This is a genomic window from Marinobacter guineae, from assembly GCF_002744735.1.
Classification (GTDB): Bacteria; Pseudomonadota; Gammaproteobacteria; order Pseudomonadales; family Oleiphilaceae; genus Marinobacter; species Marinobacter guineae.
This window is the reverse complement of the sequence record NZ_KZ319339.1, coordinates 556699-571703: the sequence shown is the minus strand read 5'-3', so window position 1 is coordinate 571703 and position 15005 is coordinate 556699. Positions and strand designations below refer to the sequence as shown.

Here is a 15005-nt window from a genome sequence, read left to right as displayed (position 1 = left end):
GCGGGGCGAGATCAGGCGCCTTCGGCAACGGCGGGGCTGAACAGCCGGAACAGATTTCGTCCATCCTGTTTGGCCCGGTACATCGCGATGTCGGCACCCTGCAGCAATTCCGACGCCGTCGCCCCGTCTTGAGGATAAAGGCTTATTCCGATGCTGGAGCCCACCTTCAGGCATTCCCCGTTGATGCGGTAGGTTTCCTGGTTCCGCGCAATCAAACGGTCAGCAACCTGAAAGGCATCTTCAATTTTTTCCAGATCGGGCAGCAAGACAATGAATTCATCCCCTCCAAGACGTGCCAGCGTATCGTCTTCACGCAGGCAACCCTGAACACGGTTTGTGAACAGAATCAGGAGTTCATCGCCGGCCGCGTGGCCGAGTCGGTCATTCACTGCCTTGAAATGGTCCAGATCCATGAACATGACCGCCAGCAGGGATGAGCGGCGATGGGCGTGGCGAATGGCGTGCTCCAGCCGGTCCTCAAGAAGCCGACGATTGGGAATGCCGGTGAGGGCGTCATAGTAGGCAAGCTGACGGATCTGCTCCTCGTTCTTCCGGTTCTGGGTAATGTCGGTAAACAGGCCGGCGTAGTGGGTGGTTTTGCCTTCGTCATCGGAGATAGCGGTGATCGTCAGCAGCTCAAGATAAAGCTCCCCGCTCTTGCGCCGGTTCCAGATCTCGCCCCGCCAATAGCCATGGGTGACCAGCGAGTTCCACATCCGCTGGTAGAACTCGCGGTCATGTCGTCCCGAGGACAGAACCTGCGGCGTTTTGCCAACGACTTCTTCCTGGCTGTAACCCGTGAGGTGAGTGAACGCCGGGTTAACGAACTCGATGTTTACGTTCTTGTCGGTAACCATGATGCCTTCGAAGGACGACTCAATTACCCGCTCCGCCAGCTGGAGTGTCTGCCGCGACTTGGCAAGCGCCCGGTCCCTCTGTTCAAGGGCTTCACGTAAATCGTCCAGATACATCTGTTCGGCACCGGCGAGCATGTCGTTGTAGCCAATCAGCCCGATAACCTCGCCCTGGCTGTTGGTTACCGCCAGATGGCGGATCCGGTGGTTGATCAGCAGGTCTCTGGCATGAATCAGCGGGTCCGACCCGCTGACGGTTAGCAGCGGCCGGGTGGCCAGGTCAGAGGCCAGTGCGTTGCCGGTATTGCGGGCAATCAGCCGCACAATATCCCGCTCGGTGAGGATGCCCAGCCCCTCGTCATGACAATCCACGACTACGGCATCTGCCTGGTGCCGGTGCATGATCGCCGCCACTTCAGAGAGCGGTACCTTGCCATCGGTAACCAATGGGGGATGGGGGATGGCCGTGCTTACTTCGCGCAGGCGCAGATAGGGTTCAAGACCCTGGTTCAGCGCAAGATCAGTCTGGGAAAGAATGCCAACAGGGGCGCCGGACTCATCGACGATCAGAAAGTGGCGTTTTCCGGTTTCCCGAAAACGCAGGGCCGCTTCCCCGGCATCCATGTCGGAGGAAAGGGTGAGCACAGGAGAGCTCATAACCGAGCTGATCGGGCGCTCAAAGCTGTCTGGGTTGGAAAAGTCCACAGTCAGTGCATCGCGCTCGGTCCAGATACCGATCAACTGGTCGTTTTCGGTGATCAGAATCGAACTGACCGAGTTTTCGGCCATCCGTGCTGCGGCATCAGCAATTGAGGTCTGCGGCGGGCAGCGCAGTAAGAGACCGCTGTGCATGATGCGGGAAATCGGTAGCGGCCGCCCCATGGGCTCTCCTGTTTTTTGTCTTGTTGTTGGCTTGGCGTCTCGTTCAGATGCCGGACATACTCTTATTAGTTTAACATTTTGCCGCGTCTGCCGCCTTGACTCGCACATAGCTTCCCGGCGCGTTCTCAATCACTGGCACCGCCCCCTCGCCCGGGATGCGAGCCGGCACGTCTCCGCCAGAGAAGCGCGCAATCCATTCAAGCCAGTGTGGCCACCAGGACCCCGGATGATGTTCTGAATCTTCGAACCAGTTATCTGCGTCAGGTACCAGCGTGTCGTTGGTCCAGTAGCCGTATTTTTCTTTGTATGGTGGGTTGATCACACCGGCGATATGGCCGGAACCGGAGAGCACAAACCGAACATCGCCGCCATGGGCCAGGGCCCCTTTGTAGGTGGATTTCCACTTGGCAATATGGTCCTGTCGGGCCGAGAGGAAAAAGGAGGGCACATCAATCGCGGACAGGTTGATGGTTTCTCCGGCCAGGGTCAGTGAATCCGGCTCCACCAGCCGGTTGTTCAAATACATCTCCCGCAGATAGAAGCTGTGCATCTTTGCCGGCAGGTTGGTGCCATCTGTGTTCCAGTAGAGCAGGTCAAAGGCTGCTGGCTTCTGTCCCTTCAGGTAGTTGTTGGTCCAGAATGACCAGAACAGCTCGTTTTCCCGGAGCGGGTTGAAGGTAAATGCCATGGCGCGGCCATCCAGGTAACCCTTGCGCTCCAGCATGCGTTCAATACCCCGGATGGAGTGATCGTTGATAAACACGCCGATGCCACCCGGGTCCGAGAAGTCCAGCAGGGTTGCCAGGTAGGTGGCACTGACCACCGGATTGCGCTGCTTTTTCTTAAGCCAGGCGAGAGTGGAGCCCAGCAGGGTGCCACCGATGCAGTAGCCGATGACATTCATCCGTTCTTCGCCGGTGGCCTCCGTTACCGCATCCATGGCGGCTAGAGGCCCCAGTTGCATGTAATCGTCCCAGCCCTTGTTGCGGAACGAGGGGCCGGGGTTACGCCAGGAAATGATAAACACGGTCTGGCCCTGGTTCACCAGCCACTGGATAAAGGAGTTCCGGGCGGTCAGGTCCAGAATGTAATATTTGTTGATCCATGGCGGAACGATCAGCAAGGGCCGCTTGCTGACGGTTTCCGTTGTGGGTGAATACTGGATCAGTTGCATCAGCTCATTCTGAAAGACCACCTTGCCCGGGGTGGTTGCCAGGTTGCGGCCTACCTCAAAGGCGGAGCGATCGGTCATGCCGACATTGAACAGGGATGGATTCTGGCGCAGATCTTCGATCAGCTGGCGGCCGCCATCAACCAGGTTCATGCCCTTGCGCTCCCAGGTAATCCTGAGTACTTCCGGATTGGTTGCCGGAAAGTTCGCCGGCGAGAGCAAACTGGTCAGTTGCCGACCGTAGAACAGCATCTGGTCCCGCCCCGCCTGGGGCACGCCTTCCATATCGTCCACCCAGTTCAGGAACGCCCTGGAATTGATGAGGTAGGCCTGGTGCAGGACATCAAAGGGCAGATGCCGGTGCCAGTCTTCGGCCTGGAAACGCCGGTCATCGGGCTCAGGCTCAGCCACCGGTTGCTTGTCCTTCCCAACCAGCCGGGCAAGGGTGTAATACCCCAGTGCCATATGCTTGCGCGCCAAATCCAGCTCGGCACCGGCAAACCTGAGCGGATGCAGCAACAGGTCTTCAGCCATGGTCCGGTAGGCATCAGACATTTCAGTCAGGGTAGAGAGTTTCGCGTCGTCCATGACGCCTGCATCCCCGAGCAGCGTCTCCAAATGCTGCTGCCCCTGCCGGACATTGGTTTCAAAGCTGTTGACCAGCTGATTGACGGCTTTCCCAAGCGTATCCAGGCCGAACATAAAAATCCTTTACTTGGCGGCTTTCGGGCCGGGCTTTGTGGTTTCTTCAGGGGCTTTTTCAAACACCTTGCCGAACTGTTCACGGCTTTCGTTGAAGTAGTCCTGCCAGGCTTTCCAGTCCGCAGTGAACTGTTCGCTGAGGGACTTGAGGGTTTCGGCCTGGTCTCCGGTCACGGTCTTCAAACCCTCCAGATCCCGCACTTCAGAAACTTTTCTTGCCTGCTCCATGGTGACATCTGCATAACGTCGGAAGGCATTCATCTGCATTTCCGCCGCCTTGCTGAACTGCTCAAGCAGGGTCTCATTCAGGCGCGTGGCTTTGTCAAACAGGTCATTAGTCATTGCTACAACTCCCTTGTATACAGGTTGATTGAAACCTTATTTTGCCCCAGTCAGTATTACGCAATTTTGACAAGCATCAATCCCGGGTTCAGCTTATGCTTTACTGTAGACGTTTGCTTATCCCGGGCCATCCGGAAAGCCAGGAGGCGTAATATGAGTGACCGGAAATCGGAACTGGAAACACTGCGAGCTGACCTGAAAGCCAGACTCTCCCGTTATGAGGCACATCAGCATCGGGAGGACGGTGCGCTGGACAAGGATTTCGAGGAGCAGGCCACCCAGACCCAGAACGACGAAGTGGTTGATTCTCTCGAAACAGAAACCCGTACCGAACTGGCGCAGATAGAACGTGCGCTTGAGCGTATCGAGAACGGTATCGGTGATGAATGTGAATCCTGTGGCGAAGCCATTGATCCGCGCCGCTTGCAGGTGCTGCCCTATACCACCGTGTGCGTTGACTGTGCTGAAGACTGACTGACCGCATGGAACCAGGGACGGCAGCCATGGCAGAGCCACCGGTTTTTCACACCCGGGGGCTGACCAAAACCTACGATCAGGGAGAGATCCAGGTATTCGCCCTCCGGGGGGTGGATCTGGACCTGTATCGTGGCGAACTGGTCGTGATGCTGGGGGCCTCCGGTTCGGGAAAATCCACCCTTCTTAACATCCTCGGCGGGCTGGATGTGCCGACTTCCGGAGAGGTTCGCTACCGGGATATAGACCTAAGCGCCGCCGGAGATCGTGAACTGACCCGCTATCGCCGGGAGCATGTTGGCTTCGTGTTCCAGTTTTACAACCTGATTCCGAGCCTGACTGCCCGGGAAAATGTGGCTGCGGTTACCGAAATTGCGTCCGATCCGATGTTGCCCGAAGAGGCTCTTGAGCTGGTTGGATTGAAGGCGCGCATTGACCATTTTCCGGCACAGCTTTCCGGTGGCGAACAGCAACGCGTTGCCATCGCCCGGGCCATTGCCAAGCGCCCGGAAGTGCTGCTTTGCGATGAGCCGACTGGGGCCCTCGATTCGGCTACCGGCGTGCTGGTTCTCGAAGCGCTGGAAAAGGCGAACCGGGAAACGGGCACCACCACCGTTATCATTACCCACAACGCTTCCATAGCCGGTATGGGGGATCGTGTGATCACGCTTTCCGACGGCAATATCAGCGGCGAACGCCGTAACGATCAGCGCCAGGATCCACGGACTCTGTCCTGGTAACGAGCCGGACAAGTGAGCGCGATGGCCAGCAATGCACTGAACACGGTTTTGAACACAAAGCTACGCCGGGAGCTCTGGCAGATGCGGGGCCAGGTGCTCGCCATCGCCCTCGTGATCGCCGGCGGCGTCGCAGTGTGTGTCATGTCGTTGGTGAATTACTCCTCCCTGCTCGCAACCCGGGCCCAGTATTATGAGCAGCACCAGTTTGCAGAGGTGTTTTCCGTCCTGAAACGGGCGCCCCGCCATATTCTTCAAGAAATCGAAAAGCTGCCTGGTGTCGCCCGTTACGAAGGCCGCGTGGAGGGGGGCGCCAAACTGGAGATACCCGGTTTCAAGGATCCGGTTTCGGCACGGCTGGTGTCGATCCCCCCGGATGGCCAGCCGGATATCAATCGCCTCTTCATCCGGGAGGGACGGCTTCCAGCCCCCGGCCGAAACCAGGAAGTTGCGGTCATCGGGAGTTTTGCCGAGGCCCATGAGCTGTCGCTCGGCGACCAGTTTCATGGAATTATCAATGGCCGGCGACAGGCGCTTGTTCTGACCGGCATTGTCGAATCGCCGGAATTCATCTACGTGATTCCGCCCGGCGCCATGCTGCCCGATTACCAGCGGTACGGTGTGCTCTGGATGAGCGCAGAGGCTCTGGAAGCCGCCATGGATATGGGGGGTGCGTTTAACAGCCTGGTGGTTACGCTCAGGCCGGGCTATTCGGTTGCCTCCGTGGCGGATGCTCTTGATCGGTTGCTGGCTCGCTATGGTGCGACCGGAGCTTATGGTCGGGATGACCAGTTTTCTCACCGCTTCCTGAGCGACGAACTGAACCAGCTGAAAACCATGGCCACGGTTTTTCCCCTGATTTTTATGGGAGTGGCCATGTTCCTTCTGAATGTGGTGATTAGCCGGCTGATCAGTACCCAGCGGGACATCATCGCGGTGCTCAAGGCCTTTGGTTATGGCAACCGGCAGATCGCCTGGCACTACAGCAAACTGGTTATCGTGATTGCGGCTATCGGGTTGTTGCTCGGGCTGGTTCTGGGATTATGGCTGGGGCGTGCGCTGGGCGAGCTCTACATGGATTTCTACCGGTTTCCGGGGCTATTGTTCCGTATCAATCCCCTCTGGCTGGTGTTGCTGGCTGCACTGACCATCACAGTCGCCTGGCTCGGTGCCTGGAAAGCCATCAGGCAGGCAGCGGCTTTGCCGCCTGCCGAGGCCATGAGGCCGGAGGGACCTGCCAGATACCGGGTGACCGTGGCGGAAAAGCTGCTTTCGAGGGTCCGTTTCTCCCAGCCATCGCGAATGATCGTGCGCCAACTCTCCCGCCGTCCTGCACGGACACTGCTCTCCATGAGTGGAGTCGCCATGGCCACGGCCATTGTCATGGTTGGTAATTTCCAGTTTGATTCGGTGTCATTGATGGTGCATACCCAGTTTGCCCGGGTCCAACAACAGGATCTGGCCACCACGTTTATCGATCCGGTGAACAGTGCAGCCCTCTACGGCCTGCAACGCCAGCCGGGAATCCGTTACGTTGAGGGCCGGCGCACGGTGCCTGCACGCCTGAAGTTCGGGCACCGGGAATGGCGTAGTGCTGTGACCGGGATACCCGCTGACGCGCGGCTACAGTTTGTTGTCGACAGCAACCTGGAGCGAGTAAGGCTTCCGGGCGAGGGACTTCTGCTAACGGATTATCTGGCCCGGGAACTGGGGGTGAACCCCGGCGATACCCTTCAGCTGGAGCTGCTTGAAGGCGACCGGCGAACGGTACTGGTGCCTGTCGCAGGGGTTACCAGTGAGTTTCTCGGCGTGGGCGCCTACATGAACCTTGATGCCCTGAACCGGGCCCTGGGTGATGGGCCCCTGATCAACCAGGCCATGATCAACCTGGATCCCGCCAAAGCGGCGGAAGTCTATGACAGCCTCCGGGAAACCCCCGGGGTTCTTGGCCTGAGTATTCGTCAGGCCATGCTGGACAGCTTTTATGACACGCTGGCCCGGACCTTCCTGACGTTCACCTTCTTCAACAGCCTGATGGGCGGCATCATCGCCTTTGGTGTTGTCTACAACACAATCCGGATATCCCTCGCCGAGAAGGGCCGGGAGCTGGCAAGCCTCAGAGTGCTCGGGTACACCCACAACGAAGTAGCGCATATATTGTTGGGGGAGGTGGCGCTGTTGCTGTTGCTGGGCGTGCCGCTCGGGTGGTTAATCGGGCAGGGCCTGGCGTTGTTGATTGTCACGGCCATGCAAACGGAGCTCTATCGGGTTCCGCTGACCATAACGTCCCAGACCCTGGGCATTTCGGCGCTGGTTGTGGTGGTATCTGCGATTGCTTCAGGGGTTATTGCGTGGTGGCGCCTGAAGGCGCTGGATCTGGTGGCCGTGCTGAAAACACGGGAATAGTTGCTGCAGGAAACAAGGAGTGAATTGACGCTATGGCAGCAAAACGGTTTGCAGGAAAATGGCTGTTCTGGGGCATATTCGTGCTGCTTGCCATTGCCGCACTCGTGTTCACGGTTCGCCCGGATCCGGTGTGGGTGGATCTGGCAACGGTGAGCCGCGGACCAATGGAAATAACCATCAGGGAGGAGGGCAGAACCCGGGTTCGGGACCGGTATGTGGTGTCGTCCCCGGTGGCGGGTTATCTCCATCGGGTGATTCTGGAGGTGGGTGATCCGGTTATTCCCGGAGAACTGCTCACCGAAGTGGATCCCATGCCCGCCAGCACCCTGGACGCCCGTAGCCGGGCGGAGGCGGAGGCCAAGGTTCAGTCAGCCCGGTCAGCATTGAATTCCACCCGACAGAAAGTCGCAGCGGCCCAGGCGGAAGCGGATCTGGCGATACGGGAACTGGCCCGCCTGCAGGCGCTCAGTGGTGATCATTTTGTCTCTGAAGAGCGTTTGCAGCAGGCCAGGGCTGCGGCCGACAGGGCTCAGGCTATCCTGCGCTCTGCCCGTTTTGATGAAGAAGTCATGGCACACGAGCTGGCGGCCGCCAGGACCCGCCTTGAAGTCTCTGCCGCCAGGGCTTCCGGTAATGGCTCTGTGGAACGGGTTCCGGTCCGGTCCCCGGTCAATGGTTCGGTGCTGGGGGTTGTACGCAAAAGTGAAGGCGTCATACACGCCGGCGAGGCCATTCTGGAGCTGGGTGATCCGGGCGCCCTTGAGGTAGTCATTGACGTCCTGAGTTTCGATGCTGTCAAGCTAAGTCCCGGTGTGCCTGTGCGTCTCACGGGCTGGGGTGGTGGCACTCTGGATGCGGTAGTAAGGCGGGTTGAACCTGTGGGATTCGAGGACGTCTCCGCGCTTGGTGTGGAAGAAAGGCGGGTACAGGTGGTTGCGGATATCACCAGTCCCCTGGAAGCCTGGGAGACTCTCGGAGACGGCTATCGGGTGGATGCGGAATTCGTGCTCTGGACCTCGGATGATGAGCTTCAGATCCCCGAGTCCGCCATTTTCCGCAAGGATGGCCAGAGCCTGGTATTCCAGGTTGTGGACGAGCAGGCAGAGCTCACAGCCATTTCAACAGGCCGCACCAATGGGTTTCACACGGTCATTCTTGATGGCCTGAGCGAAGGCGATCGGGTGGTCCGTCATCCGGATCGTCAGCTGGAGGATGGCAGTCGGGTGAGAGTCCGATGATGGCCGGGACAGAACCGGGTAGTTACGGCCTTTTTGGCCTGATCCCAGTGGCGAAACGAGAGGACATATCACGTTTTACTGGCTAGACTGATTGCGCGAACACCGATCAAAACAAGAAAAAGGAGTCCGGCAAGGTGACCCGATACGATACCCTCATTACCGGCGGCCGCTATTTCGATGGAACCGGCGGCCCTTCCCGCATTGCTCATGTTGCGATAAAAGACGGGCGGGTCGCCCGGGTATGTGAAGAGGAACCGGACCCTGGCCAGGCAAAGCGGGTGATTGATGCCCGGGGCTGCTGGGTGACGCCGGGTTTTCTGGATACCCATACCCACTACGATGCCGAACTGCTGGTTGCGCCTTCCTTGTCCGAGTCCGTGCGTCATGGTGTCACCACCGTGCTTATCGGCAGCTGCTCCCTGAGCATGGTGTGCGCAGACCCGGAAGACGCCTCAGATATTTTTACCCGGGTGGAGACGGTGCCCCGGGAAAAAGTGCTGCCTATCCTGAAACACTACAAATCCTGGACCACGCCCAGGGAGTGGGTGGCCTTTATGGACCAACATCCGCTCGGGCCCAATGTGATCAGTTTTCTTGGCCATAGCGACCTGCGAACGGCCGTGATGGGTCTTCAGCGGGCAACGGACCGGACTGTAAGCCCAACGGCCGAAGAGCAGGCGCGAATGGAGGCATTGCTTGAGGAGGCCCTGCAGGAAGGGTTTCTGGGGTTATCCACCATGTGCCTGAAGTGGGATAAGGTCGATGGTGACCGGGAGTGGTCCAAGAGCCTGCCCAGTACCTATGCCAGATGGCGTGAGGTAAGTCGGCTGAACCGCCTCCTTCGCCGATACGGGCGAGTGCATCAGGGCGCACCGAATGCCGCCAACCCACTGCAGGTTACGCAATACCTTAAAGAGACCTTCGGCTGGTTGCGCAAACCCCTCAAAACAACATTGATCGCCATGATTGACCTCAAAGGCAATCCCACGGTGAAGCCTATGGCGAGTCTGGTGGCATGGCTCGCCAACAGCTTTGGCGGTAATTTTCGCTGGCAGCTGTTGCCGACTCCGTTCACGGTTTACGCTGACGGTATGGATATCGTGCTGTTCGAAGAGTTCGGTGCGGGTGAGATGGCGCTCGATATTCGCGATCAGCTTGAAAGGAATGAGCTGTTGAAGGATGAACAGTACCGGCGCAAGTTCCGGAAATTCTACAGGGAAAAGCTCTCGCCCAGAGTGTGGCAGCGAGACTTTGGTGACGCGGTTATTCTGGACTGTCCCGATAAACGCGTTGTCGGCCGTAATTTTGCCGAACTGGCGGCTGATCGGGGCATTCACGTCGTCGACTTCTTCCTGGATATGGTGGTTGAACACGGTTGCTCACTGCGCTGGTTTACCACCGTCGGCAATCACAGAAAGGACCGGCTGCGGAAAATGGTCACCAATCCCGCTGCCCTGATCACCTTTTCCGATGCCGGCGCTCATATCCGCAATATGGCGTTCTATAATCTTCCGTTGCGGTTCCTCAAGCTGGTTCATGAGAGTTATGGAGAGGGTGAGCCTATTATGTCTCTGGAGCGGGCGGTCCATCGCCTGACCGGGGAACAGGCGGACTGGTTTGGGGTTGACGCAGGCCACATCCGGGAGGGGGATCGGGCGGATATCACCGTGCTGGACCCTGGCGGCCTGGATCAGGATCTGGAGCAGGTGGAATGGGCGGAAATGGAGAATTTTGGCCTTGAACGGATGGTCAACCGGGTGCCCGGTTGTGTTAAACACGTACTGATCAATGGACAAGCGGCAATAACCAATGGCGAACCGGAGGAGGAGCTCGGTAAGCAGCCGGGGTATGGTTGCTTTCTCCGTGCCGGCGCCACTGCTAGATGATCCGAAAACTGGAGTGAGAGGATGAGCAATAAACTGGCACCTATGGCCTGGGTAGCCGTATTTCTGTCGGTGTTTCTGTGGTCTGGCATCGAGCCCAAGGACCGGGCAACCTGGGTGCTGGAGGTGTTGCCGGCGGCCATTGGGTTTGGTCTGGTTGTCTGGTGCTTTTTCCGGTATCCACTGACGCCGCTGGTGTACCAGCTGATCCTGGTGCATGCCATTATCCTGATGGTCGGCGGTCACTACACCTATGCCGAAGTGCCGTTATTCGACTGGTTCCGGGACTGGTTTGGCTGGGAGCGCAACAACTACGATAAACTGGGGCACCTGGCCCAGGGCTTCGTGCCTGCGATCATTGCCCGGGAACTGGTGATACGGTTCGGTGTCTTTGCCCGCCGCGGCTGGCGTTCGTTTTTTATCGTCTGTTTCTGTCTGGCCGTGAGTGCCTTCTACGAACTGATTGAATGGTGGGTTGCCCTGTTGAGTGATGAGGCGGCAGAAGCGTTTCTGGGCACCCAGGGCTATGTTTGGGATACCCAGTCGGATATGGCCTGGGCGTTATCCGGTGCTATTCTCGCCCTGATTCTGCTCGGTCGTGTTCATGATCGTCAATTGCAAGGTCTGTAAGGCCGTGATCGTCACAAGTTTCATATCTCGGAAAATGGAATAGAACGGCATGTCTGACGAACTTCCGGCTGAAAGCACATCGGATGGACTTCCACGGAGCCAGATCATCGGCCTGCTTCTTGGCGCCGCATTTCTGCTGACAACAGTTGTTCTCCCACCCCCGGCAACCATGGGCGCAGAAGCCTGGGCAGCCCTGGGTCTGATGCTGTTGATGGCCACCTGGTGGTCAACGGAAGCCATCCCGATTCCGGCTACCGCTTTACTGCCGATCGTTCTGGTGCCGGCCCTCGGGCTCGGGAGCGTTGGTGAGGCCACGTCGCCTTACGCCAATCCGATTATTTTCCTGTTTCTGGGCGGCTTCACACTTGGGCTTGCCATGCAGCGCTGGAATTTGCATCGGCGAATAGCCCTGATGACCCTGAAGGCCGTTGGCAGTGAACCACGGCGGCAGATCGGCGGTTTTATGCTGGCCACCGCTTTTTTGAGTATGTGGGTGAGCAATACCGCAACGGCCATCATGATGCTGCCCATTGGCCTGTCGGTTGTGGGCATGATGGGCACGGATAATCCGGACGGGGTTCGGCGTTATGCCACCGCGCTTTTGCTGGCCATTGCCTATTCCGCCAGTATAGGTGGCATCGCAACACTGATCGGCACACCGCCCAATGCTCTGCTGGCGGCGTATCTGAGTGAAAACCAGGGGATATCGGTCGGTTTTGCCCAATGGATGCTGCTTGGGGTTCCGGTCACGATCGTTATGCTGGCTCTGGCATGGTGGTGGCTGACCCGTCGCGACTTTGGCCTGGGCAGTTCCGGTGATGGCGGCACTGCTATACGGGAGGAGCTTGATGCGTTAGGGCCGCTGGGCAAGGGCGAAAAGCTGGTTGCGGCGGTATTCCTGATCACCGCCAGTGCCTGGATTTTCCGCCCGCTGTTATCAGACAGCCTGATGCCATGGTTAAGCGATACCGGTATTGCCATCGCCGCCGCTATTGCCATGTTTATTATTCCGGTACATGCCGGCAAACGGGAGTTCCTGCTGGACTGGGAAACGGCCAAGGGTATCCCCTGGGGGGTTCTGTTGCTGTTCGGTGGTGGCCTGGCAATGGCTGGCGTGATCAGCAGCTCCGGTCTGGCGGAGTGGATCGCGCAAAGTCTCGGGGTGGCGGGGACCCTGCCAACGCTTGTGATGATTGTGCTGGTGGCTGCCGTCATCATTTTTCTCACCGAGGTCACCAGCAATACCGCAACGGCCGCCGCCTTTTTGCCCCTGCTGGGTGCACTTGCCATGAGCCAGGGGGTATCGCCGTTGTTGCTGACGGTTCCCGCCGCCATTGCAGCCAGCTGTGCCTTTATGATGCCGGTGGCAACCCCGCCCAATGCCATAGTGTTCTCCAGTGGCCATATGCAGATCAGCGATATGATCCGGGCGGGCTTTGCCCTGAACCTGATGGGTATTCTGGTTGTGACCCTGCTGAGCTACCTGCTTTTGGGAGTGGTCTTTTCTATGTAACGGGGAGAGCCCCGCTCGATGTCGGGCTTTCCTCCGTCCCTGTCTTTACCCCTCTGTCACTTCTCCTACGCCCCCCTGATCGTGGTCTCGTCGTCTTGAAATGACCGAAAATCTGTCATGCGCCGCAAGTGCCATGAACCAGTTCTCAAATCCGGTCCGGAAGGCCCCTTCTGCGGCGACAGATTTGAGGCACAGTTATCTTTAAGGGGGCAGGCTTTTCGGTATCTTACCGTAACAACATGTAACCCGATAAATACCGTGGCCAATAATAACAAGGACTTTGTCTGACATGCTGCTGGTGCTCGCTGGATCCATTCTCACATTCACCATGGTGCAGGAAGCAACTGTGGTGGAGCCCTATGAAAAAGGCGCCATTGTTATTCAGCAGGATGTGGACTCCAGCCCTGTCACCCTGCGCTCTGATGTCCGGGTTGAGCCTCTGGTGGAGCAGAAGTTCCGGAACATCGTTCGCCAGGCCTACGATTACAGCTGTGGCAGTGCGGCGCTGACCACGGTGCTGAACTTCTATCTGGGGCGGACACTGTCTGAACGTCAGGTTATGGAAGGCCTCCTCCATTACGGTGAAAGCGAGCGAATTGTTGAGCGGCGGGCATTTTCCATGCTCGACATGAAGCGGCTGGTGACCGCTCTGGGTTATCCGTCAGGAGGTTTCCGGGCCACCATTGATGACCTTAAAGATCTGGACCACCCGGCCATCGTTCCCATTCATCATGCGGGTTTCAAGCATTTTGTGGTGTTGCGGACCATCCGGGATGGGCGGGTGTACATGGCAGATCCTTCGGTAGGCAATATTTCCTTCACGCTGGCTCAGTTCGAGGAGAAGTGGGACGACAATGTATTGTTCATTGTCTTTCCGGGCAGTGACAAGCCGCTGGACAACCTGGAGCTGAAAGAGGAAGACCTTCGTTTTGTGGACGACCAGACAATGACCCTTCTGGCGCTGGAACGGATACCGGCGTTTCACGAATCCACCCAGAGGCGGATCCAGAATCTGCTGGAACGCCAGAAAAACAATCCCGACGGCAGTGTCGAGAACACTCGAAAGCAATTGCACTACCGTCGTAACTAATTTTCCGGGAATTCCCCGGGGCAGGAACATTACAAATAAAATAAGGGAGTCAGGATGAATCGTTGGTTTGTGCGAGGCTTTATCCTTGTTTCCACGGCAGGTCTGCTTCCGGGCATGGCCCTGGCGCAGGAAGGAAGTGTGGACCAGGCGCGGGAGGCGTTGGCCCGGCAGGAAGGAGACGAGGACGCTTCCCAACAGCTGGAAGAAGTGTTTCAGGCTGCGGAGAAGAATTACTCCCTGCAGAAGAAGGGCTCTCACTCCCTGAACTACTCCTTCGACTATTCCTATACTGCCGATCAGCGGCTGGACCTGGCCATCACCAACGGCTCCGTGAGGAATCTCGATGTAGTACCGTCGGCAACCCACAGCTTTACCAACTCGTTTTCCTATGATTACGGTCTTCTGGACAACCTCACTGTTGGCACTCGTATCCCTCTGGTGGTCAAGTACGATACCCAGGACGAGCTGAGTGTTTACGATTTCGGCGACATTTCCTTTACCGGTCGCTGGCAGCCTTTCGCCTATGTGCCCGGCAAGATGTCGACCACCCTGTTCGGTACGCTGTCCAGCAAGACCGGCGTCAGCCCCTACGAGATTGATATCAACGAGCAGCTTTCCACTGGCAGTGGTTATTACTCCATCGGTGGCGGCGCAAGTTTGTCCAAGGTGTTGGACCCGGTTGTAATTTTCGGCTCGGTGAGCGCCACCTACAACCTGCCTGCAGAAAATCTCCAGCAGGTTCGTGGAGCCCGCCTGCTGACGGAAGTGGACCCCGGATTCGGGCTCTCTGGTTCGGCCGGCTTTGCCTACTCCCTGTCCTACGACATCTCACTCAGTATTTCGGCTCAGCTCAGCTACAGCGACGAAACCATCCTGACCTTCTCGAATGGCGACCAGGCCGTGGCCCAGGATCAGATGACCGGCTTCCTGAGCATGTCCCTGGGGACCCGCGTCAGCGATACCACCATCGTCAACACCAGCCTTGGGATTGGCCTCACCGAGGATGCGCCGGACTTTTCCCTGGGGGTATCCCTGCCCATTAACTTCTCCGGCCTCAAAGAGTGATTGGTGTCGTTGACGATC

12 protein-coding genes are annotated in these 15005 nt (G+C 57.9%); 9 read left to right on the top strand and 3 right to left on the bottom strand.

Features of this window, described 5'->3' with window-relative positions; genetic code table 11:
- Window positions 1-11: 11 nt before the first annotated feature.
- From CLH62_RS02615 to CLH62_RS02605, 3 genes are all read right to left on the bottom strand, one after another.
- Window positions 12-1736: a diguanylate cyclase domain-containing protein gene (locus tag CLH62_RS02615; protein WP_099616588.1), complete on the bottom strand. Its 1725-nt coding sequence runs from the start codon at window positions 1734-1736 to the stop codon at window positions 12-14.
- Between the two features lie 70 nt (window positions 1737-1806).
- Window positions 1807-3609 (bottom strand): PHA/PHB synthase family protein, encoded by a 1803-nt coding sequence (locus CLH62_RS02610; protein WP_099616587.1) that lies wholly within the window; start codon window positions 3607-3609, stop codon window positions 1807-1809.
- 9 nt (window positions 3610-3618) lie between these two features.
- Window positions 3619-3951, bottom strand: coding sequence for a phasin family protein (locus tag CLH62_RS02605; RefSeq protein WP_099616586.1), 333 nt, complete (start codon window positions 3949-3951; stop codon window positions 3619-3621).
- A gap of 153 nt (window positions 3952-4104) precedes the next feature.
- Here CLH62_RS02605 and CLH62_RS02600 point away from each other — a divergent pair, with 153 nt between their 5' ends.
- From CLH62_RS02600 to CLH62_RS02560, 9 genes are all read left to right on the top strand, one after another.
- The gene (locus tag CLH62_RS02600) at window positions 4105-4425 is read left to right on the top strand and encodes a TraR/DksA family transcriptional regulator (RefSeq protein WP_099616585.1); all 321 of its coding nucleotides are present in this window, start codon (window positions 4105-4107) and stop codon (window positions 4423-4425) included.
- A 29-nt stretch (window positions 4426-4454) separates the two neighbouring features.
- Window positions 4455-5165, top strand: a complete 711-nt coding sequence (locus tag CLH62_RS02595) for an ABC transporter ATP-binding protein (RefSeq protein ID WP_228152752.1) — start codon at window positions 4455-4457, stop codon at window positions 5163-5165.
- A 21-nt stretch (window positions 5166-5186) separates the two neighbouring features.
- Complete coding sequence (locus tag CLH62_RS02590) at window positions 5187-7568, top strand: ABC transporter permease (RefSeq protein ID WP_099616583.1); 2382 nt, start codon at window positions 5187-5189, stop codon at window positions 7566-7568.
- Between the two features lie 32 nt (window positions 7569-7600).
- Window positions 7601-8806, top strand: a complete 1206-nt coding sequence (locus CLH62_RS02585) for an efflux RND transporter periplasmic adaptor subunit (RefSeq protein WP_099616582.1) — start codon at window positions 7601-7603, stop codon at window positions 8804-8806.
- 134 nt (window positions 8807-8940) lie between these two features.
- Window positions 8941-10692, top strand: coding sequence for an N-acyl-D-amino-acid deacylase family protein (locus CLH62_RS02580; protein WP_099616581.1), 1752 nt, complete (start codon window positions 8941-8943; stop codon window positions 10690-10692).
- Window positions 10693-10713: 21 nt separating this feature from the next.
- Window positions 10714-11319: a DUF2238 domain-containing protein gene (locus CLH62_RS02575; protein ID WP_099616580.1), complete on the top strand. Its 606-nt coding sequence runs from the start codon at window positions 10714-10716 to the stop codon at window positions 11317-11319.
- Between the two features lie 49 nt (window positions 11320-11368).
- Complete coding sequence (locus tag CLH62_RS02570; RefSeq protein WP_099616579.1) at window positions 11369-12832, top strand: SLC13 family permease; 1464 nt, start codon at window positions 11369-11371, stop codon at window positions 12830-12832.
- Window positions 12833-13121: 289 nt separating this feature from the next.
- Complete coding sequence (locus CLH62_RS02565) at window positions 13122-13922, top strand: C39 family peptidase (protein WP_099616578.1); 801 nt, start codon at window positions 13122-13124, stop codon at window positions 13920-13922.
- Between the two features lie 54 nt (window positions 13923-13976).
- Window positions 13977-14987, top strand: a complete 1011-nt coding sequence (locus tag CLH62_RS02560; protein ID WP_099616577.1) for a flagellar protein FilC — start codon at window positions 13977-13979, stop codon at window positions 14985-14987.
- Window positions 14988-15005 lie beyond the last annotated feature (18 nt).